The sequence below is a fragment of the Nitrincola tibetensis genome (assembly GCF_003284585.1).
GTDB classification, from domain to species: Bacteria; Pseudomonadota; Gammaproteobacteria; order Pseudomonadales; family Balneatricaceae; genus Nitrincola; species Nitrincola tibetensis.
This window is the reverse complement of the sequence record NZ_QKRX01000018.1, coordinates 23,319-43,027: the sequence shown is the minus strand read 5'-3', so window position 1 is coordinate 43,027 and position 19,709 is coordinate 23,319. Positions and strand designations below refer to the sequence as shown.

Sequence of the window (19,709 nt, the reverse complement as noted above, 5' to 3'; positions counted from 1 at the left end):
GATCGATTAGCGAAAGGTGGTGATTGAGTGAGTTTGGATATCGATAAAGTAAGGTCAGATTTTCCAGCATTGCATCAGACGGTTAATGGACGCCCCCTTGTCTACTTAGACAATGGTGCGACAACGCATAAACCACAGGCCATGATTGATGCATTGGTGAATTTTTATTCCTTGGATAACAGTAATGTTCACCGAGGTGCGCACACTTTGAGTGATCGGGCGACCGAGAAGTTTGAAGCCGCGCGTCAAACTGTTGCTGAGTTCATTAATGCGCCTGAAAGTCGATCTGTTATTTGGACTCGCGGAAGCACTGAAAGTATTAACCTCGTTGCCTATAGTTGGGGGCGTCAGAACTTATCCAAAGGCGATAAGGTGCTGGTCTCTATGCTTGAGCATCACTCCAATATTGTGCCGTGGCAATTGGTTGCACAAGAGGTTGGAGCCGAGGTGGTGCCTATTCCTATTACGGACGAAGGCATTATTGATTTGCAAGCCTATGAAACCTTGCTGGATGAGCAAGTTAAAATGGTTGCATTCGCGCATGTTTCGAACGCTCTAGGTGTCATCCATCCGGTTAAAAAAATGGTGGATATGGCGCATAGAGCTGGAGCAAAGGTGTTAGTTGACGGTGCTCAGGGTGCCGGGCACTTTCTAGCCGATGTGCAGCTGCTTGATTGCGATTTCTATACTTTTTCAGGCCATAAGCTTTTCGGTCCAACGGGCATTGGTGCTTTGTATGGTAAAGCTGAACTGTTAGAGGCGATGCCACCTTGGTTGGGCGGTGGGGAAATGATTGAAAGTGTCAGCTTTGCGGGCACAACCTTTAACAAGCTGCCGTTTAAGTTCGAAGCCGGTACCCCTAACATCGCGGATGCGATTGCGTTGGCGGCCTCAATCAAGTACCTCAATGGCTTAGACAAGCAAGCGCTGATTGACCACGAAGCACAACTGTTACAATACGCGGAAGAAAAAGCGAAGGGCTTTGAGGGGATGCGTGTTTTGGGCGTTTCTCAAGAAAAGGTCTGCGTGCTGAGTTTTGTATTAGAGGGCGTCCATTCGGCGGATCTGGGGATGTTGCTGGACCAGCAAGGCATTGCGGTTAGAACGGGTAACCATTGTGCTCAGCCTGCGATGGAGGCCTTAGGGCTGGATGGTAGCGTTAGAGCCAGTTTTAGCTTTTACAATACGCTGTCTGAAGTCGATCGTTTATTTGAAGCCTTAGAAAAAGCACGTGAATTTTTGATTTAAACAGCAAAGGAGACGTTTCATGTCCGTGGAATCATTTGATCCGCAAACTCAGACGGTAACGGTTTTACCTGCTGCTTTGAGTCATTTTCGTAAGCAGCTTGCGAGTAAACCTGAGGCACAAGCCGTTCGTCTCAGTGTAAAGCCAAGCGGGTGTTCGGGTTATATGTATGTTTTAGATTTTGTGGCGGAATCCCTTGCGGATGATGTTGACCTGATGGTGGCCGATGACATTCGCTTATTGGTTGATAAAGCCAGTTTGCCGATTGTAGCGGGGACTCAAATTGACTTTGTTCGAGAGGGGATTAACCGTCAAATTAAGTTTATTAATCCAAATGCCACCAGTGAGTGTGGCTGTGGCGAAAGCTTTACAGTGAGTGACTGAATATGGAAAGACGCATGGTTGTCACGGTGGCAGATTGCCCCGCCCGAATCGTTCCTGCAGGGACTCCTGTGGTTATTCCGAAGGATACGTTTGTTACCATTACTCAATCCTTAGGGGGTAACTATACCCTTACTTGGAGTGGTCAAATGGTTCGGGTGGATGGTACGGATGCTCAGATGCTTGGCTTAAAGCCAGAAAAGCTTGAATTTCCTGCTCCCGAGAATGATCAAATTCAAGAAGAGCAGGTTTGGGACGCATTAAAAACCATTTATGACCCAGAGATTCCCGTTGATTTGGTTAATCTTGGCTTAATTTACAGTGTAGCACTTGATCAAAGCAGTAAACGAGTGGACATTCAAATGACACTCACTGCGCCGGGTTGTGGTATGGGACCTGTTTTAGTCGGCGATGTTGAGTATCGTGTGGCAAAGGTTCCGAACGTGGAGTCGGTTAAAGTGGAGCTGGTCTTTGATCCACCTTGGCAACGCGATATGATGAGTGAAGAAGCGCAGCTTGCGACGGGCATGTTCTACTAAGCATTTCATTGAAGGAAAAATGTATGAAGCAATTCGGCATCGATATTAGCGCCGATGAGGTGATAGATACTCTCTCGTTTTTTGACAGTTGGGAGGATCGATACCGCTATATTATTGATTTAGGCAAAGAGCTTCCTTCTATGCCAGAATCGCTTCAAACCGAAGCCAATCAGGTGAAAGGGTGTCAGAGTTTAGTTTGGCTGGCCGAGCATAAAGAACAAGGCAAGCTGATGTTTGAAGCGGATAGTAACTCGCATATTGTGCGTGGTTTATTGGCCGTGGTGTTAGCGGCCTATAATGGTAAAGCGCCAAATGAAATCTTAGCATTTGATATAGATGCGTATTTTGATGCCTTGAATTTGATCCGGCACTTGAGCCCGAGCCGTGGTAATGGGTTACGTTCAATGGTAAAGCGCATTCAAGATACAGCGGCTGCTCAAGCGGCTTAAGGCTTTTGTTTTAAATTGTACGCAAAGGCAATTACTTCGGCGATTGCCTTGTACAAGGCTTCCGGTATTTCTTCACCCAGCTCTAAACGTATGAGTACCTCGATTAACTCGGGGCTCTCGTGGATATGGATATTATTCTCTTTTGCCAACGCAAGTATTTGTTCGGCAATCAGACCTTTTCCTTTAGCAACGACCGTTGGTGCCGCTCCTTTTTCCTGATCATACTTCAGTGCAATGGCTTTTTTATTGAGGTCTATTTCCTTCATGTATGCAAGTCCACCAATCGCTTTTGTAAAAGAGGTGCAACCGGATTGTGTGCTTTTCCTAAGCGAACATGAATGGGTTCTACGTTAAATCCTTGGCTTCTTAAGTCTGCTTCAAAGCCAATTAAACGATTTTGAATCAGTTGCAACGTGTCCTTTTGCTCTGCCCAAAAGCGAGCACTTAAGGATAAATCCTCTCGCAGCATTAAATCAGCGTCAACAGCGCCCGCTTCCTCTAGATTAAAATGCAAATGAACACTCCATAGGGTGACAAATTCCCCTTGTTCATCTCGGCGGCGATGTTCAGTGATTCGTAGCTCTGCATTGTCCAGTTTGTCTTGTTGTTGAATGGGTAAGTCCAAGCGGTAATGGCGCTCTTGCCCTCCATCCGGTAACTCTCTCCATTGTTGTAAGCTGCTAATTTGTTGAGACGTGGAGCGTGCCAGTAAAGCGTTTACGAGTTGGCTCAGTTGCTCTCGAACCTGTGTTGGCAGTTGCTCGGATAATTTTAGCAGTTGCCCAAGTTGTTGCTTCAAATCGACAGGCTGATTTTGGCCTGATGTCTGGTTAAGTCGACCTTCTGTCAGTAAACCACCTTGTTGCAGATTTCGAGCGATGGTTTCGCCTGCTTCAGGGCTGCCAGGTTTAACACTGAATAAATTCAGCATGGATTGAATGAGCTGATTTAATGCTGAATTTTGTTTAACAGAGGTGCGATCAGTCAGTTGCATGAGTTGGTTTAAACCATCGGCCAACGGAAGTTGTGTAGGTAAAACCTCACGTAAGGCTTGATTCATGATGGCTTGAGTTTGTGCTTGCTGGGCAATAGGCAGTGCCGGCTGTGGTAGTTGAATCATAATACGGCCATTTTCCGTGACCGATGCCGTGATTTGTTGGCCCGATTGCAAGGGGCGTGGTGCGATCAGATCGAGCGCAATTCCGGCAATAGCAACACGAACGGCAAAGCCTTGCGGACGAGGCAGAGAGGTAGATGGTTGTAACGCGGCAGGCAAGGGGCGGTTATTTGTAGCCTCCGTAGTGCTTGAGGCTGACGGCGCGGTCGTTGTAGGGGGGAGCGGTGCAGTGTTCGTAGGCGTAGTGTTTGCTGGGGCCGTATTCGTTGTATTTGCCGACACCGGAAGCTGAGGTGCATTGGGGCGAATCGCTGTGTCTTGTGGCGACGACAAAATCACACCCGGTAGTGGTGTGTTTAAGGGTAGCGTCGCAACTTTAGGTAATGAACTTGTGCTGATGTTTAGAATAAACGTGGGTAAGTTTGTTTTTGCCTGAGCTGCAGCCTCGCGCCCACTGGCTTGGGCGGCGGCTTCGGGGGTTGGACGTGCCGTCGCACTGCTATTGGCAAGTTGTAATTGCAAATTCCCCTGAGCGTCTCGGCTCAGCGTGACTTGACTACCTTGTGGCAAGGGTCTTGATGTAATCAGTTCGATTAGACGTCCAGCAAGTTCGGCCTGAATTCGATAGCTTGAAATCTGGGTTGGATGCTGAGTCACACTCGTGACTGTGGCAGGTAAGCTTTTACCTGCTGGGAGCAATTGATTCAAGTCTCTTTCGCGAGGGGTTGAACCCTCAGTCAGGAGTCGCATTGACTGTATGTTTAGGTTTGCTAACACTTAAAACCTCGTAATGCAACGTAGGAAGGGTATTTTAAAGCCCTAAGTAGCGCTGACTCTTGAACGCCTAAAGTTTATAATATGCTGATATAGCTATGTCGGCCAAGATTGTAATTTATTAAGTATGTTGATCATCCATCCTGTTTGATCTGTTCAGTGTAAGGGTCAGTGAGTGTCTGAGCCACTATTGATTGTCAAAAAGTTATTTTGTGAGCGCGATGATCGCGTTTTATTTGATCAACTCTCTTTCGATGTCTCTGCGGGTGATGTCGTTCAAATAGAAGGCCAAAACGGCAGTGGTAAAACTACGTTGCTCAGAATACTGGGTGCATTAAGCCGGCACTACGAAGGTGAAATTTATTGGAAAGGCGAATCCATTCATGATGATTCGCTCGCGTATCGCAACGATTTATTGTATTTAGGGCACCAGCCAGGTGTTAAAGCCGTCTTGACCCCTGAAGAGAATCTTCGTTGGTTTATGGCTTTACACCCAAGTCTTGACGTTGGACAAATATGCCACGCCTTATCCGAGGTAGGATTGCGAGGGTTTGAAGACGTTCCTTGCCATATGTTGTCGGCTGGACAAAATCGTCGCGTAGGATTAGCACGTTTGTATTTGAGTCAAGCGTTGTTGTGGATCTTGGATGAGCCCTTTACGGCCATTGATAAGCAGGGAGTGGCCGCACAAGAGGCGCTGCTACTTGCACATGCTGAGCGGGGTGGGGCTGTTATTTTGACGACACATCATGAACTTAATTTGGGGCAGTTCGTGCGCAGAGTCAATTTAGATAAGCAAGTGGGAACTAAATGAGTGCTTTCCAGACTAAAAAGCTGCCTGAATTTAAGCCGGATTTAGAAAGTGAATCATTTAGCCCCGGTAAAATTTTGCTGGCGACCTTAAAACGCGATGTTAAGTTGGCTTTTAGGCGGCAAAGTGACTGGGTGAATCCACTGATCTTTTTTTTGATGGTGGCTTCGTTATTTCCACTAGGGGTGAGCCCTGAGCCTAAATTGCTATCTACAATAGCGCCCGGTGTGGTCTGGGTTGCTGCGTTGTTATCGACCTTATTGTCAATGGACAGTTTATTTCGGTCTGATTTTGAAGACGGATCGCTAGAGCAAATTTTGGTCAGTCCGCAACCTTTGTATTTTGTGGTATTAGGCAAGGTTATTTCGCATTGGATGATGACAGGCTTACCGCTAACCCTGATGGCGCCTTTGTTAGGCGTTATGTTGTTCTTACCTTTTGAGGGGATGGGCGGGTTAGTTTTGAGCCTTTTGATAGGGACACCGACGTTAAGTTTGGTCGGTGGTATAGGTGCAGCATTAACCGTTGGGTTGCGTAAAGGTGGGGTCTTGGTTTCATTACTGGTGATTCCTTTATACATACCTGTGTTAATTTTTGGCACTGCCGCAATTGAGGCTTCACTGACAGGTTTGCCTGTTGCAGGGCATTTGGCTTTGTTGGGCGCGATGCTGGTGATGGGCTTGACTTTAGCCCCCTTAGCGATCGCGGCGGCATTAAGAATTTCAGTAAGTGGGTAGATAGCGATATGGCAGGAAAAAACTGGATGCCGCGTTGGTTTTACCAACTGGCCTCACCGCGTTGGTGTTATCAAATTACGGGTCGTTTGTTGCCCGGGTTTGCAATTGCTGCATTGCTCTTGTTGATGATCGGAACGGTATGGGGCTTGGCATTCGCCCCACCTGACTATCAGCAAGGCAATAGCTTTCGCATTATTTATCTTCATGTACCAACCGCCTACATGGCTCAGTCCATTTACCTGACGATGGCGATTGCCGGAGCAATTGGTCTGATTTGGAAGATGAAGGTGGCCGACATGGTCGCGAAGTCCTGTGCGCCCATAGGGGCTGCACTAGCGGTCTTGGCCTTAGCGACCGGCGCGATATGGGGGAAACCTACTTGGGGCTCTTGGTGGGTTTGGGATGCACGTCTTACCTCTATGTTAATCCTGCTTTTTTTGTATTTAGGCGTGATTGCACTGAACTCTGCGATTGAAAGTGAGTCTACTGCAGCACAATCAACGGCGGTGTTAGCCTTAGTGGGCTTGGTCAATATTCCAATCATTAAGTATTCCGTTGATTGGTGGAATACTCTGCATCAACCTGCCACCTTTAAGGTGACGGAAAAACCAGCAATGCCACCAGAAATGTGGATTCCATTGTTAATCATGGTGATAGGGTTCTACTGCTTTTTTGCCGTTGTACTGATGTTGCGCTTACGCAATGAAATATTGCATCGTGAACGGCGGACAAGCTGGGTTCGAGAATTATTGCTGCAAATGCGAGGTTAAGGTGAGTTTCGACAGCTTTTCAGAGTTTTTAGCCATGGGTGGTCATGGTCTTTATGTGTGGAGCAGTTATGCGTTAGGTCTTGCAGTGATGCTTGGCTGCGTACTGAGTCCTATATTGACACGGAAGCGTCTGATCACCGAGCAACAGCGTCGTCTACGCAGAGAGGAGGAAACTTCATCATGAATGCACAACGCAAACAGCGATTGACACTCGTACTAGTGATTGTTCTTGGGGCCAGTGTTGCCGTGGGTTTGACTGCTTATGCGCTGAGTCAGAACATCAACCTGTTTTATTCACCCAGTGAAATTTACATGGGTGAAGCACCTAAAGACACACGGATTCGAGCGGGAGGTATGGTGGTAGAGGGCAGTATTCGCCGAGACCCAACAAGCCTGCGTGTTGAATTCGACATCACGGATTATGCTCATGCAACAACCGTTGAATACACCGGAATTTTGCCTGATTTATTCCGCGAGGGGCAAGGAATTGTTGCCCAGGGTATGCTGGCGGCCGATGGTCGTTTAATTGCCTCGGAAGTGCTTGCCAAGCATGATGAAAACTACATGCCTCCAGAAGTTGCTGAAGCCTTAGCCAAGGCCGGTAAAATGCCCCCAATGCCTGAAGCCGCAAAAGGTTATTAAAACATGATTCCAGAGTTAGGTACGTTTTCAACGATCCTTGCCTTGTGCTTGGCCTTGATTTTATCCGTGGTGCCGATGGTGGGCGCTTATACCGGTAATAAGCTGTGGGTTGATTATGCGCGCCCCTTGAGTAAGGGTGTGTTCTTTTTCCTAAGCATTGCGATGGTATGCTTAGGTTATGCCTTTTTAACCAATGACTTCTCCGTGGTGTATGTGGCCAATGGCTCCAATACCGCTTTACCTTGGTTTTTTAAAATCAGTGCTATTTGGGGCGGGCATGAAGGCTCTCTCTTGCTCTGGGTCTGGATTCAAGCGGTTTGGACGCTGGCCGTTGCAGTAAAAAGCCGTAATTTGCCATTGGATATTATCGGCCGAGTCTTATCCGTAATGGGGATGATCACCGCTGCATTTCTGTTGTTTATCTTATTTACGTCCAGTCCTTTTGATCGCTTCTTACCGGGCTACCCAATGGAAGGAGCCGACCTTAATCCACTGTTGCAGGATTTCGGTCTAATTGTGCATCCACCCACACTCTACATGGGGTATGTCGGTCTTTCTGTTGCCTTTTCATTTGCCATCGCCGCTCTCTTAAGTGGCCGTTTAGATGCGGCTTGGGCGCGCTGGTCACGTCCTTGGACAAACGTTGCATGGGCTTTTCTGACCTTGGGGATTGGCCTGGGAAGTTGGTGGGCTTATTACGAATTAGGCTGGGGCGGCTGGTGGTTCTGGGACCCTGTTGAAAATGCTTCACTAATGCCTTGGCTAGTGGCCACTGCTCTGATTCACAGCTTGGCTGTTACAGAAAAGCGTGGTGTGTTTAAAAGCTGGACAGTGCTCTTGGCAATATCCGCCTTCTGCTTGAGTCTGTTGGGAACCTTCTTGGTCAGATCGGGCGTATTGACTTCTGTTCATGCCTTTGCAACCGATCCCGAGCGGGGCTTGTTTATACTGGGCATGCTGATTTTTGTGATAGGTGGGTCGCTACTGCTGTATGCCATTCGTGCAGGCTCGGTAAAAAGTGAATCCACGTTCTCGCTGTCTTCCAGAGAGTCATTGCTGTTGGTTAATAACATATTGCTGACAGTGTCGTGCGCAATGGTGTTGATCGGCACCTTGTATCCGCTGGTGATGGACGCCTTGAATCTAGGTAAGATCTCGGTAGGTCCTCCGTACTTCAATGCCTTGTTTGTGCCGATTATGTCCTTAATGATTGTCTTTATGGGCATCGCGGCGGTTAGTCGTTGGAAGCACACAGAGCCAAGCTATTTGGTTAAGCAGCTTTGGTTGCCAGCCGTGATTGCAATTCTAGCAGGTGTCATCACCAGTTATGCTTATAGTGGTGTCCTAGAGTTTTGGGTAACCCTAGGCTTAACCTTAGCCTATTGGATTGTCTTTAGTTGGATTCGCGATTACTTCAATCGGGCACGTAACCGTGACAGTTTGTGGGGAGCGGTGACAAAGCAATCTCGCAGTTATTACGGTATGTTGCTTGCTCATCTTGGCGTGGCCGTTCTGGTCGTCGGGGTTGCGATGGTGTCTATCTTCGTTGAACATCGTGATGCTCGCATGCAGGCGGGTGATCAACTTGAATTTAGGGACTATACCTTTATTTTCGATGGTGTGCGTAAAGTTCAAGGGCCTAACTACACCTCAGATATGGGGCGTATTCGCGTCTTATACAAGGGTGAACCCTACCGTATTATGTATCCCGAAAAACGCATGTACACTGCACGCGGAATGTCGATGACGGAAGTGGCCTTGGATCCAGGTTTGTTTAGAGACTTATACATTGCCATGGGCGAAGAGCTAGACGGTGGTGCTTGGGCGATTCGTTTACAGTACAAGCCTTTTGTGCGTTGGTTATGGTTAGGCGCATTGTTGATGACCGCCGGTGGCATTTTGTCAGCCAGTGATAAGCGTTACCGTCGACAAAACAATCGTGCAGCGGCCGCGGCTTAGGAGAGTGTAATGCGTAAATTATTGGTCTCTATTCCTCTGGTGGCGTTTTTAGGATTGGGCGTGTTTTTGTTCAAGGGCTTGTTTATGGACCCTAGAACCTTGCCATCGGCATTGATCGACAAACCCTTTCCTGAATTTTCGTTGCCCTCTTTATACAACATGGACGAAGAGCTCACGCAATTGGACTTACAGGGTGAAGTGGCACTGCTGAATGTATGGGCCACTTGGTGCCCTACCTGCAAAGAAGAGCATGCCCAGCTCAATAAAATTGGTTTAGAAGAGGGCGTGACGATTTATGGCCTTAACTATAAAGACGATCCTGAATTAGCACGTCAATGGTTGGAGCGCTACTTAGATCCCTACCGTAAAGTGATTGTTGATGAGGAAGGGTATCTGGGTCTTGACTTAGGTGTTTATGGTGCACCGGAAACCTACATCCTTGATAAAAAGGGTATTATCCGTTATCGACATGTGGGTGAGGTGAATGAGAGCGTTTGGTTACACCTAAGAGAACTCATGCAGACGATTGAAAAGGAGGATGCATGATTCGTTCTATATTAATACTCTGTGTATTGAGTCTAGTCGTTTTTAAGTCCCATGCTGGGTTTGAAACCTATGAGTTCACTTCGGTTGAGGGTGAGAGACGCTATGCCCAGTTGTCGCGTGAGTTAAGATGCCCAACCTGTCAAAATCAAAACATCTCGGATTCAGATGCGCCCTTAGCGGCTGATTTGCGCAGAGAACTGCACCGAATGATTGAAAGCAATCAGTCTGATGATCAAATTCTCGATTTTATGATTACGCGTTACGGAGATTTCGTGCATTACCGTCCTAGAATGGCGCCCGAAACCTATTTCCTTTGGTATGGCCCGATTGCGTTAATGCTTATCGGTCTAGGGGTTCTTCTTGTTGTGGCTAAAAAGCGTAAGCGCAAGCAATCTGCTACATCAGGCCACTCATCAGTGAATGCTCAACCTTCGTTGAGTGAAGGTTTAACTGAGGATGAAAGAAAACGCCTGCAATCTCTACTGCAACAGGATGATCAAAAATGACTGCGCTTTGGTTAGGTATTGCCGTTTTAACCCTAATGGCTGTTTCAATCGTATTTTGGCCATTATTGAAAAATTATCGAGAGTCAAAACAGCAACCGGTAGATGTTGATCGGATTCAGCAAAATATTGAAATATTTAAAGAGCGGCTTTCTGAGCTGGAAAAAGAGTGTTCCCTAGGAACCCTCTCACAGGCAGACTTTGATGAGTTGAAACTAGAGCTTGAACGCAATTTGCTAATTGATGCTGAAACCAATCAGCGAAAAGATCCAGTCTTGAAAATGGGCTCCTCGCAACTGGTTACCATCATGTTGCTTGCATTACTGGTACCCGCGAGCTCTTTTGGTTTGTATGCGTATTTAGGTCGTGCTGTTGATTTAGAAACCTCCTTAAGCATGAATGCTTGGAATGACTCATTTAACAATGCGGATATAACGCTAGAGGATGCCATGGCTCAGTTGGAAGCTGAGTTGGCTCGTCGTCCGGAGAATCCAGAAGGCTGGTATCTGTTAGCGACGACGCGCATGAACCTCAATCAGTTTGATTTAGCGGCTGCGGCCTTTGCTCAATCGGCATTACACTTACCCGAGGCATCGCCTGAGTTGGCGGGAGTGCTAGGGCAGCAGGCACAAGCGCTGTTCTTTGCAAAGGGCGGTAAGATGGATGATGACGTTTTGGCATTGACAGATCAAAGTTTACAGCTCAATCCCACAGAAATTACATCCTTGGGGCTGTTGGGTATTGCTGCTTTTGAAAGTGAAAACTACGCATCGGCGATTGAGTATTGGCAAGCAGCTTTGAGTAATGCCGAAGGCAATGCAGCAGAATCTTTACGCAATGGTATTGAACGTGCGCGCGTGCAGTTACAAAGTTTAACCCCTGATGCAAAGGATCAAGCCACTGAGGGCGCTTTTGTTCGCGTCTATATAGATCTTGACGAGTCGATACTCACTGAAATTACCGGAGAACAAACGGTGTTTGTGTTTGCTCGGCCAGCAGGCCAGCGCATGCCAATTACTGCAATAAGAATGCAAGTAAATCAACTGCCTGCTGAAGTTAGACTTGATGAAAGTTCAACATTGATGCCTAATATGAGCCTAGCGGATTTTGAAGAAGTGGATTTGGTTGCGAGGATAAGTGTGACCGGAAATGCAGAAGAAGGTTCAGGTGACTTCAAAGGAAGTCTCAGCAGTGTTAAAGTCAGCAATGATGAAGTCATTCGCTTGATTATTAGCGAACGTATCGATTAAATATTTAACTACATTCAATTTGTTTTAGGAAACTGGGTAAACATGGAGATCAGTCTGCGAGAGTGGCTCATCATTGGCGGGGTTCTGTTAATTGCGCTGATCCTTTTTGATGGGTGGCGCAGGGTCAGGGTCAATCGTAATAAGTTACGGATTGATATCGATAAGACTCTGTCTGACCTGAGTGAAGATTATCACAACCCTGAATTGCCCAACGGAGGGGCACGCATTCGTCCTGAAAACGATGATTTTTTTGATGAACGCACCCCAGAAGAGCCCAAGTTGAGCGAAGAGTATCGTGAAGAGCCAAAACGTCAGCGTGGTGTTTCGCGTGCAGAGCCAGCTCCTGCAAAAGAGCCTAGGCCTAATATATCGAAACAGCCTAGCCCTCAAATGCCAACTTCGCGGCGGCAAGAGCCTGAGTATGAAAAAACGGCTACTCCAGAACCTATGCAAGATCCTTATGCTGAGGCGAAGTCTTATATTGCTCCTGAACGCGATAAAGAGACAAGTTCAGTATCAGCAAACGAGACGCGAGATCTTTCCGAATTAGATCCTTTATTTGATGATATCCCTGCCGTGCAATCCAGATATAAACAAAAAACAGACGTTACAGACATCAATTTACCCTTAGACTTGGACTTTGATAAGCCAATTCCGGTAAAGCGCAATGGGTCATCTGTACGTGCACCTGTGCATTTTGATGGAAATGCTGAGGATGAAAAAGCAATAAATCGATCGAAGCGCAGACCCGTCGAAAATCCCAGTTTCAGTTTGCCTTTAGATATCGAACCTCCCAAGCCTTCTCAGAAGGTCTCGCCAATTATTGAAGAGGAAACACAGGATTTATTTGGGGAGTCGGCTGGTCGGTCTCGGACTGAGCAAGCGGTTGAACCTGCTGTGGGTAAACCTGTTGAAGCAAGAAAAACACTCGAAGACTTGCCTGATCCGGCAGAAGTGCTTGTCATAACCGTGGTCGGCAAAGATAAGCAAAATCTGCACGGCGGTAAATTGCATGCAATTGTCGAAGCCTGTGGCATGGAATTCGGTGATATGTCTATTTTTCATCGATTTGAAGGCAAAGGTCGTTCAACGCCTGTCCAATTTAGCATGGCCAACGCTGTTAACCCCGGCATCTTTGATGTGCAAAATATGGACAGTCTGCAAACGCCAGCTGTTTCATTTTTCATGTCCATGCGTGAGCCGAAAGATCCAATGACCGCTTATGAGTGCATGCTAGCAACTGCTGAAACCGTTGCTAAGCACTTAGAAGGCGATTTGCTCGATGAAGATCGTTCAGTGATGCGTGAGCAAACGAAAGAGCACTATCGTCAACGTATCCGTGATTTTGAAATGGAAAATCGTCGTCCTTCACGAATCCGTTAGTTTATTTTCGCACGAGTGCAGGAAACCCCTTCATGAATTCGGACATTGTCGCCCGTCTCCAGGAGCTGCGTAAACGTATTGCGCAGCATAACTACGAATACTATGTTCTGGATCATCCGAGCATTCCAGATGCTGAATATGACCGTTTATTTAAAGCGCTTCAAGCGCTTGAAGCGGATCATCCAGAGCTAATCACACCGGACTCGCCAACCCAGCGCGTGGGTGCAAAACCCGATAAGGGCTTTGCAGAAGTCGCACATGAACTTCCGATGCTCTCCTTAGACAATGCGTTTAATGATGAAGACTTAGCTGCTTTTGTACGTAGAGTTCAAGAGCGCCTGCCTGTTTCCACCCCTTTAGTGTTTACCTGCGAACCAAAATTAGATGGCATTGCTGTGAGTCTTGTTTATGAAAATGGACTCTTGAAGCGGGGAGCTACGCGAGGTGATGGCTACACGGGCGAAGATATTACGCACAATGTTCGGACCATACGCAACATTCCCTTGAAGTTACAGGGCGATGATTGGCCTGAATGGTTAGAGGTGCGTGGTGAAATTTATATGCCGAAGCAGGGCTTTGAGGCATTAAATCAGCAAGCACTCATTGCCGGTGATAAGCTGTTTGTGAACCCTCGTAATGCGGCGGCCGGTAGTCTGCGTCAACTGGATCCAAAGATTACGGCTCAGCGTCCTTTAGAGTTTTGTGCTTACAGTACCGGAATTGTCAGAGGTGGAGAGTTACCCGATAGCCATGCTGCAGGCCTCAAAAAACTTCAGCAGTGGGGTTTACGCATCAACCCAGAGATGAAAACGGTTGAGGGTCTAGACGAGTGCCTTGGTTACTACACCGATTTGGCTGAAAAGCGTAACGGGTTGAGTTATGACATTGACGGTATCGTGTTTAAAGTTGACTTGCGATCACTCCAGCAGTCACTCGGTTTTGTGGCCCGAGCGCCACGCTGGGCGATTGCGCGTAAGTTCCCAGCTCAGGAAGAAGTGACACGCCTTAAAAATGTGGAGTTCCAGGTGGGGCGCACGGGTGCTATAACTCCTGTAGCACGTTTGGAGCCTGTCTTTGTTGGTGGCGTAACAGTCAGTAATGCGACCTTACACAATATGGAAGAGATTGCGCGCTTAGGTATTCAAGTGGGTGATCGAGTGATTATTCACCGAGCCGGTGATGTGATTCCAAAAATTGTTGGGGTGGTACCCGATGAACAAGATGATTATCCACGTCATCCTATTGAAATCCCAACACATTGCCCGGTGTGCGGTTCTGATATTGAACGCAGTCAAATTAACAAGCACAGTAAAAATAAGCCAACGACTCAAAGTTTTGGAGCGGTGTATCGCTGCGTGGGGCGTTTGGCTTGCCAAGCACAAGTGAAGCAAGCAATTTTACATTTTGTGTCACGCCGTGCTATGGATATCGAAGGTTTGGGTGAAAAAAATGTTGATCAGCTGGTAGTAAAGGAATTAGTGCGATCTCCTGCTGACTTGTATCGTTTATCGGTAGATGACTTTTTGAGTCTAGAAGGGTTTGCTCAGCTTTCGTCTGAAAATCTGTTTAATGCCATTGAAAAAAGTAAGCAGGTTAGCTTGGAGCGCTTTATTTATGCTTTGGGTATCCCTGAAGTTGGTGAGGAAACGGCTCGGCTGTTATCCATACACCTTGGTTCGTTGCAGCGGATTCAAAGTGCCCTGCCAACCTTGTTGGTCTGGTTGCCAGAGGTGGGCTTGGAAGTTGCAAATGAAATACATAATTTTATGCAGGATGAGCATAATCAAACAGTACTAAAGGAGTTGTTGGCGGGCGGTGTGACCCTTCAAGAAACAGGTCGTATTTCAGATCAGCTTAGGGGGCAAGTGACTCTGTCTGAATTTATTGCGCGCCTATCAATATCAGCAATAGGACCTAAATCAGCACAGTTATTAGCGGATGCCTGTGAAACACCAGAGGCGCTTTTTAATCTCGACTTTGCAAAACTGTCGCAAATTCCAGGTCTCAGTGCGCGAGCTCGTCAAGGTGTGCTTAAGTTTTTAGAACAGCCGATGGAGGTCGAAAAAGCGAAAGCATTGCTTGATCAATTAGAAGCATTTGGCTTTATCGCTGGAGGGGAGCAAGATTCAACAGAAGATCAGGATCAAGATACCACGGCTGCACAACCCTTAATGGGGCAAACCTGGGTGTTAACAGGCACCCTAGAAACCCTGACGCGTGACGAGGCTAAAGCTAAATTGCAGGCTTTAGGTGCCAAAGTGAGCGGTAGCGTCTCGGCTAAGACGCATTGCGTAGTTGCAGGGCCCGGAGCGGGTTCAAAGTTGGTGAAAGCAGAAAGTCTGGGAGTACAGATTTTGGATGAGCAAGCTTTTACTGACTTAATGGCAGGCTACATCGGATAAAACTCATGCCCAGCTCTCAACCTGGGCATCGTTAATCAAGAGTCTGACAAGATCTGTTCTGGAGATGATGCCCAATAATTCGTTCCGGTTACCCAGTACAGGTAGAGCACCCACAGGATAATTAACAAACACTGAGGCAATTTGAGAAAGCTCAGTATCAACAGCCGCTGCAATCATTTGGCGTTGGTACACCACCGCGATGGTCACGGTTGAGTCAGTTCCGTGTTCAAGAATGTCCTCTTTAGACAGGAGTCCTATCGGCTTTTCATCCTCGTCCACAACAATCAAATGTGCAATCGAATACTCTTGCATTTGCAACCAGGCTTGTCGAAGCGACACGCTAATGCTGACCGTTTGCACGGGAAAGGTCATGATCTGTTGTGCTTTTAACGTGGGTCTTTGCTTAGGTTTACCTGCTTTGCTTGCCTCTTCATAGGCCGCATGCGCACCGGTGCTGCTTGGGCTGCGACGTTGACTTGAATCACCCTCTAATATTCGAAGAAAAGAACGCTTCCCCGATGGTTGAGTTGGATCATCGGAGTTAGGCAGCCCATCAGAGCTACGAGCTTCTCCGGCTTGTTCAACCCCGCGAGGTTTAAACAGCGTTTTCAGCGGAGTTTGAATCCGATTACCTTGGTCAATGACTATCAGCGACATAACTCACTCCTCAATACATTTCAAGTATATCGGCATTTTACGAAAAAACATTAAATTCGATTACGAATTAAGTCTCGTAAAATAAAACGGTTAGGATCAAGGCGCTCCATTAATCGGTTAGGTAAGGGGGCTGGGGTACCGGTGATCATTGCAACCAATACGTCTGCGCTGATAGGACAGGTAATTAAACCCTTCGAGCCATGGCCTACATTGACATATAGACCTTGATGCATCAAGGGTGTTTCAAAATCTTTCCAATTAGAGTCTACACGTAAACGTGCATAGGTTTTTACGAAGCTGTCATAGACGCCTACTTCGCCGACTAAGGGTAAGTAATCTGGGGTACTGCAGCGATAGCCTACGCGTCCATTACACAGGCTTGGGTCTATTGTTGCAAAATCGGGTAAGACACTGCTTAAGGTTTGCAGGTTTTGTTGGTGGTCTTTGATTTTTATCTCGCTGCTTAAGTCATGCAAATCAAAGGTGGCGCCAAAACAATAGGATTGATTTAGGGCTGGAGAAATATAACCGTCACCACAGACGACGGTTTTTAAATCGGGTAGGCCGCTTGTGGGGACTTGAGAGGTTTGGCCTCGTATGGCTTTAAGAGGCAAATGCTTAAGGGGTGTCAGGCGCTGAGTGTCACTGGCAGAGCATAGAATCACGATCTCTGTTTCGTAATCACCTCTGTTGGTTTGAATGTGCCAAGCATCTGTGTTTGGCATGAAGGCTAAATCCGTCACCTGCTCAGAAAAATGGCTGTTGATTAGCGAGTGGTTTACCAAATGTTTACACCAATCAACAGGAGACACCCATCCGGCTTTAGGGAAAAACAGCCCCGGTTTGTCAATCAGGGTATTGGCGAACTCGGTAGCTTGATCGCTGGAGACGGCTTGCAGAATATCAGAGGAAAATAGATTGGCCTGCAAAAGGCGAGCTTGCCGCTCTTGCTCTTTGTCGGTGGTTGCCAACTGGAGAACCCCGCACAAGGCGCCTAAATTGGGTTGAGTCTCAAGCAGCGACGACACTAGATTCGCACTGTATAACAAGCCAAAGAGGTGCAACTCACTACTGGGCGTTTGCTCCATTGCTAACTTGGCATACAAGGCACCTTGAGGGTTGCCAGAGCCTCCTTGCGCAATGTCCGGGTTTTGGTCAATCAGTGTGACGTGAATACCACGCTCGGCCAGAGCCCTTGCGGTATGGCACCCAGCAAGCCCTGCTCCCACCACAATCGCTCGAGAAGGCGTGGATCTTGGTTGTGTTAAGCCTTCACCTCCATGCGCAATTAGCATGTCACGCTTACGCCCCGAGCCTTCGCTGATTTGAACATTAAAACCAGCATCACGAAGTCCACGGCGCACGTTTCCTGATGCCGTGTAGGTAGATAAATGTGTGTTCGCATGACTTAGCCGATACATTTGTGAAAATAATGAGGCCTGCCACATGTCGGGGTTTTTCGTTGGCGAGAATCCATCAAGATACCAAATATCAACAAGCCCCCTTAATTCTGGCAGGGTGTCGTTTACATCACCGAAAATTAACGTCAAGCGAATGCGGCCATTGGCGAAAAACAAAGAGTGATACCCTTCTTGTAGTGGCGGGTATTGCGCTAAAAACGCATCCTTGAGTAGATGGTCTGCATGACGTTGTTGCATCACTTGTGTCATGTCAATTCGGCTGAGGGGGAGTTTCTCGAATGAAATAAAATGCAAACATTGGCTTGGTAAGGATTCAGACAACCACAGGTGGGTTGTCAAAAAGAAATTCAACCCAGTTCCGAAGCCTGTCTCGGCAATGGTTAAATGCTGATAAGGGGATAAGCTTTTAATGCGTTCAAGCAATCGATTGCTATTAATAAAGACATGCTGCTTCTCGGCTTCACCACCATCGTCGCTGTAGTAAACATCATCAAAGTCTTTTGAAAAGGGGCTGGGTAAATGCCACTCAATATTCGCGGATTTTAAGCACTTCATTAAAATTATTACTCGTCTGTTAAACAGCCTAGATAGTGTTTCCAATCAAATGACGCCCCAGGATCTGTTTTTCGTCCAGGGGCAATTTGGTCATGTCCCACGATTCGAGCCGGTGTGATCAATGGGTAGTGCTGCATAAGGCTGCGGGTAACTTGAACTAGGGTTTTATACTGATCAGAGGTATAGGGAAGATCATCACAGCCTTCTAACTCGATACCGATTGAAAAATCATTGCAGTTGGCTTCTGATTCAAAACAAGAGACACCTGCATGCCATGCACGCTTATCAAACGAAACAAATTGAACCACGTCTCCGCTTCGTTTAATCAAAAGGTGTGCTGAAACCTGTAAGTCAGCGATTTCAGTGAAATATGGATGATCCTCAACAGGAAGCCGATTCTGGAAAAAAGACTCGATATACTCACCGCCAAACTGGCGTGGGGGAAGGCTAATATTGTGAATCACCAACAATGAAACGCTCGCTTTATCTGGGCGATTATTATAATTAGGCGATGGGCACCATTTGGCATAGGTTAAAAGATGATTTTCAATAGACGGTTGGACTGGCACAGACCTATCCTGCTGGTTAAAATAGCTAATCTACTTTAATCACAGGCTGAATCCAACCACTATGCTAACACTCGAAATGATCCAACCCACGATTGCTCAACAAGTCAGTGACGCTCTTCGGGAAGATATAGGTAGCGGGGATATTACAGCCGAATTAATTCCAGCAGGCGATCAAGCCTTAGCACGGATTATTACGCGTGAAGACATGGTGGTGTGCGGAGTCGCTTGGGTGAATGAGGTATTTCGGCAAGTAGACGAAGCATTGCAGGTGGAGTGGCAGGTGAATGATGGCGATCAAGTCGCGGCAGGAAGCACACTGTTTGAAGTCAAAGGCTCTGCTAGAGCACTGTTGACGGCTGAGCGTACCGCCTTGAACTTTTTGCAAACCCTGTCCGGTACCGCAACCCTGAGTCACAGCTATGCCAAGCGAGTTGAAGGCACGGATGTGACGTTACTGGATACACGTAAGACTCTGCCAGGTTTACGTTTGGCTCAGAAGTATGCCGTTGCCTGCGGAGGCTGTGCGAACCATCGTATTGGGCTTTATGATGCCTTCTTGATTAAAGAAAACCACATTCATGCCTGCGGTGGTGTGACGCAAGCCATTCAAACGGCTCGCCTAAACCATCCAGGTAAGCCCGTTGAGGTTGAAGTCGAAACCTTTGCACAATTAACTGAAGCCTTATCTGCACAGGCAGACATCATAATGTTGGATAATTTTTCAGTTGATGACATGAAAAAAGCCGTTCAACTGACATCTGGGCGTGCTAAGTTAGAAGCCTCTGGCAATATTACGGATGATACGCTGTTGCAGTTTGCGCAAACAGGCGTTGATTATATTTCCATCGGTGCGTTGACCAAGCATTGTCGAGCCATTGATTTATCCATGCGCTTTATTGCTTAACTCTTTATTTAAAAGCCTTGAATTGAAAAGCCATTTTACGAATTGTTGAGACCTATGTACCCATGTAGCACGTAAGACCTGTTAGATAATAACC

General features: G+C 47.1%; 21 protein-coding genes. 16 read left to right on the top strand and 5 right to left on the bottom strand.

The annotated features are described in order from the left end of the window. Positions 1-27: 27 nt before the first annotated feature. From DN062_RS16885 to DN062_RS16870, 4 genes are read left to right on the top strand one after another with little or no spacing between them, the layout of a single operon-like run. Entirely contained in the window at positions 28-1,248 is a 1,221-nt protein-coding gene (locus DN062_RS16885; RefSeq protein ID WP_112160476.1) for an aminotransferase class V-fold PLP-dependent enzyme, read from the top strand. 19 nt (positions 1,249-1,267) lie between these two features. Then, on the top strand, positions 1,268-1,630 hold the full coding sequence (locus tag DN062_RS16880; protein WP_112160475.1) for a HesB/IscA family protein: 363 nt from the start codon (positions 1,268-1,270) through the stop codon (positions 1,628-1,630). Between the two features lie 14 nt (positions 1,631-1,644). Further along, positions 1,645-2,166: a putative Fe-S cluster assembly protein SufT gene (sufT, locus tag DN062_RS16875; protein ID WP_112160474.1), complete on the top strand. Its 522-nt coding sequence runs from the start codon at positions 1,645-1,647 to the stop codon at positions 2,164-2,166. A gap of 23 nt (positions 2,167-2,189) precedes the next feature. Next, the gene (locus DN062_RS16870; protein ID WP_112160473.1) at positions 2,190-2,615 is read left to right on the top strand and encodes a SufE family protein; all 426 of its coding nucleotides are present in this window, start codon (positions 2,190-2,192) and stop codon (positions 2,613-2,615) included. Here the strand turns inward: DN062_RS16870 and DN062_RS16865 are convergent. Further along, positions 2,612-2,881: an EscU/YscU/HrcU family type III secretion system export apparatus switch protein gene (locus DN062_RS16865; RefSeq protein WP_112160472.1), complete on the bottom strand. Its 270-nt coding sequence runs from the start codon at positions 2,879-2,881 to the stop codon at positions 2,612-2,614. The genes DN062_RS16870 and DN062_RS16865 overlap by 4 nt on opposite strands. Beyond that, the gene (gene fliK, locus DN062_RS16860) at positions 2,878-4,440 is read right to left on the bottom strand and encodes a flagellar hook-length control protein FliK (protein ID WP_162301322.1); all 1,563 of its coding nucleotides are present in this window, start codon (positions 4,438-4,440) and stop codon (positions 2,878-2,880) included. The genes DN062_RS16865 and fliK overlap by 4 nt, the downstream gene beginning before the upstream one ends. Before the next feature lie 241 nt (positions 4,441-4,681). On the opposite strand from fliK, the gene ccmA reads away from it, so the two are divergent. From ccmA to ligA, 11 genes are read left to right on the top strand one after another with little or no spacing between them, the layout of a single operon-like run. Further along, complete coding sequence (gene ccmA, locus DN062_RS16855) at positions 4,682-5,320, top strand: cytochrome c biogenesis heme-transporting ATPase CcmA (RefSeq protein ID WP_112160470.1); 639 nt, start codon at positions 4,682-4,684, stop codon at positions 5,318-5,320. After that, positions 5,317-6,054 (top strand): heme exporter protein CcmB, encoded by a 738-nt coding sequence (gene ccmB / locus DN062_RS16850; RefSeq protein WP_112160469.1) that lies wholly within the window; start codon positions 5,317-5,319, stop codon positions 6,052-6,054. The genes ccmA and ccmB overlap by 4 nt, the downstream gene beginning before the upstream one ends. Before the next feature lie 8 nt (positions 6,055-6,062). Continuing rightward, positions 6,063-6,824 (top strand): heme ABC transporter permease, encoded by a 762-nt coding sequence (locus DN062_RS16845; RefSeq protein WP_112160468.1) that lies wholly within the window; start codon positions 6,063-6,065, stop codon positions 6,822-6,824. 1 nt (position 6,825) lies between these two features. Beyond that, positions 6,826-7,008: a heme exporter protein CcmD gene (gene ccmD / locus DN062_RS16840; RefSeq protein WP_081763734.1), complete on the top strand. Its 183-nt coding sequence runs from the start codon at positions 6,826-6,828 to the stop codon at positions 7,006-7,008. After that, positions 7,005-7,466 (top strand): cytochrome c maturation protein CcmE, encoded by a 462-nt coding sequence (gene ccmE, locus DN062_RS16835; RefSeq protein ID WP_112160467.1) that lies wholly within the window; start codon positions 7,005-7,007, stop codon positions 7,464-7,466. Before ccmD ends, ccmE begins: the two co-directional genes overlap by 4 nt. 3 nt (positions 7,467-7,469) lie before the next feature. Next, positions 7,470-9,425, top strand: coding sequence for a heme lyase CcmF/NrfE family subunit (locus DN062_RS16830; protein WP_112160466.1), 1,956 nt, complete (start codon positions 7,470-7,472; stop codon positions 9,423-9,425). A 9-nt stretch (positions 9,426-9,434) separates the two neighbouring features. Then, on the top strand, positions 9,435-9,971 hold the full coding sequence (locus DN062_RS16825) for a DsbE family thiol:disulfide interchange protein (protein WP_112160465.1): 537 nt from the start codon (positions 9,435-9,437) through the stop codon (positions 9,969-9,971). Continuing rightward, on the top strand, positions 9,968-10,477 hold the full coding sequence (locus DN062_RS16820; protein ID WP_112160464.1) for a cytochrome c-type biogenesis protein: 510 nt from the start codon (positions 9,968-9,970) through the stop codon (positions 10,475-10,477). Before DN062_RS16825 ends, DN062_RS16820 begins: the two co-directional genes overlap by 4 nt. After that, entirely contained in the window at positions 10,474-11,724 is a 1,251-nt protein-coding gene (gene ccmI / locus DN062_RS16815; protein WP_112160463.1) for a c-type cytochrome biogenesis protein CcmI, read from the top strand. The genes DN062_RS16820 and ccmI overlap by 4 nt, the downstream gene beginning before the upstream one ends. A 42-nt stretch (positions 11,725-11,766) precedes the next feature. Beyond that, positions 11,767-13,107: a cell division protein ZipA gene (gene zipA, locus DN062_RS16810; RefSeq protein WP_112160462.1), complete on the top strand. Its 1,341-nt coding sequence runs from the start codon at positions 11,767-11,769 to the stop codon at positions 13,105-13,107. A gap of 32 nt (positions 13,108-13,139) precedes the next feature. After that, positions 13,140-15,509: an NAD-dependent DNA ligase LigA gene (gene ligA, locus DN062_RS16805; RefSeq protein ID WP_112160461.1), complete on the top strand. Its 2,370-nt coding sequence runs from the start codon at positions 13,140-13,142 to the stop codon at positions 15,507-15,509. 3 nt (positions 15,510-15,512) lie between these two features. Here ligA and DN062_RS16800 read toward each other — a convergent pair whose 3' ends face one another. The 3 genes from DN062_RS16800 to ampD are packed head-to-tail and all read right to left on the bottom strand — an operon-like array spanning position 15,513 to position 18,711. Next, a complete protein-coding gene (locus tag DN062_RS16800; RefSeq protein ID WP_112160460.1) occupies positions 15,513-16,166 on the bottom strand; it encodes a CBS domain-containing protein in 654 nt (217 codons plus the stop codon). 50 nt (positions 16,167-16,216) lie between these two features. Continuing rightward, complete coding sequence (gene mnmC, locus DN062_RS16795; protein ID WP_112160459.1) at positions 16,217-18,142, bottom strand: bifunctional tRNA (5-methylaminomethyl-2-thiouridine)(34)-methyltransferase MnmC2/FAD-dependent 5-carboxymethylaminomethyl-2-thiouridine(34) oxidoreductase MnmC1; 1,926 nt, start codon at positions 18,140-18,142, stop codon at positions 16,217-16,219. An 8-nt stretch (positions 18,143-18,150) separates the two neighbouring features. Further along, on the bottom strand, positions 18,151-18,711 hold the full coding sequence (ampD, locus tag DN062_RS16790; protein ID WP_112160458.1) for a 1,6-anhydro-N-acetylmuramyl-L-alanine amidase AmpD: 561 nt from the start codon (positions 18,709-18,711) through the stop codon (positions 18,151-18,153). Positions 18,712-18,772: 61 nt separating this feature from the next. Between ampD and nadC the strand changes: the two genes are divergently transcribed. Continuing rightward, entirely contained in the window at positions 18,773-19,615 is an 843-nt protein-coding gene (gene nadC, locus DN062_RS16785) for a carboxylating nicotinate-nucleotide diphosphorylase (RefSeq protein ID WP_112160457.1), read from the top strand. Positions 19,616-19,709: the final 94 nt, after the last annotated feature.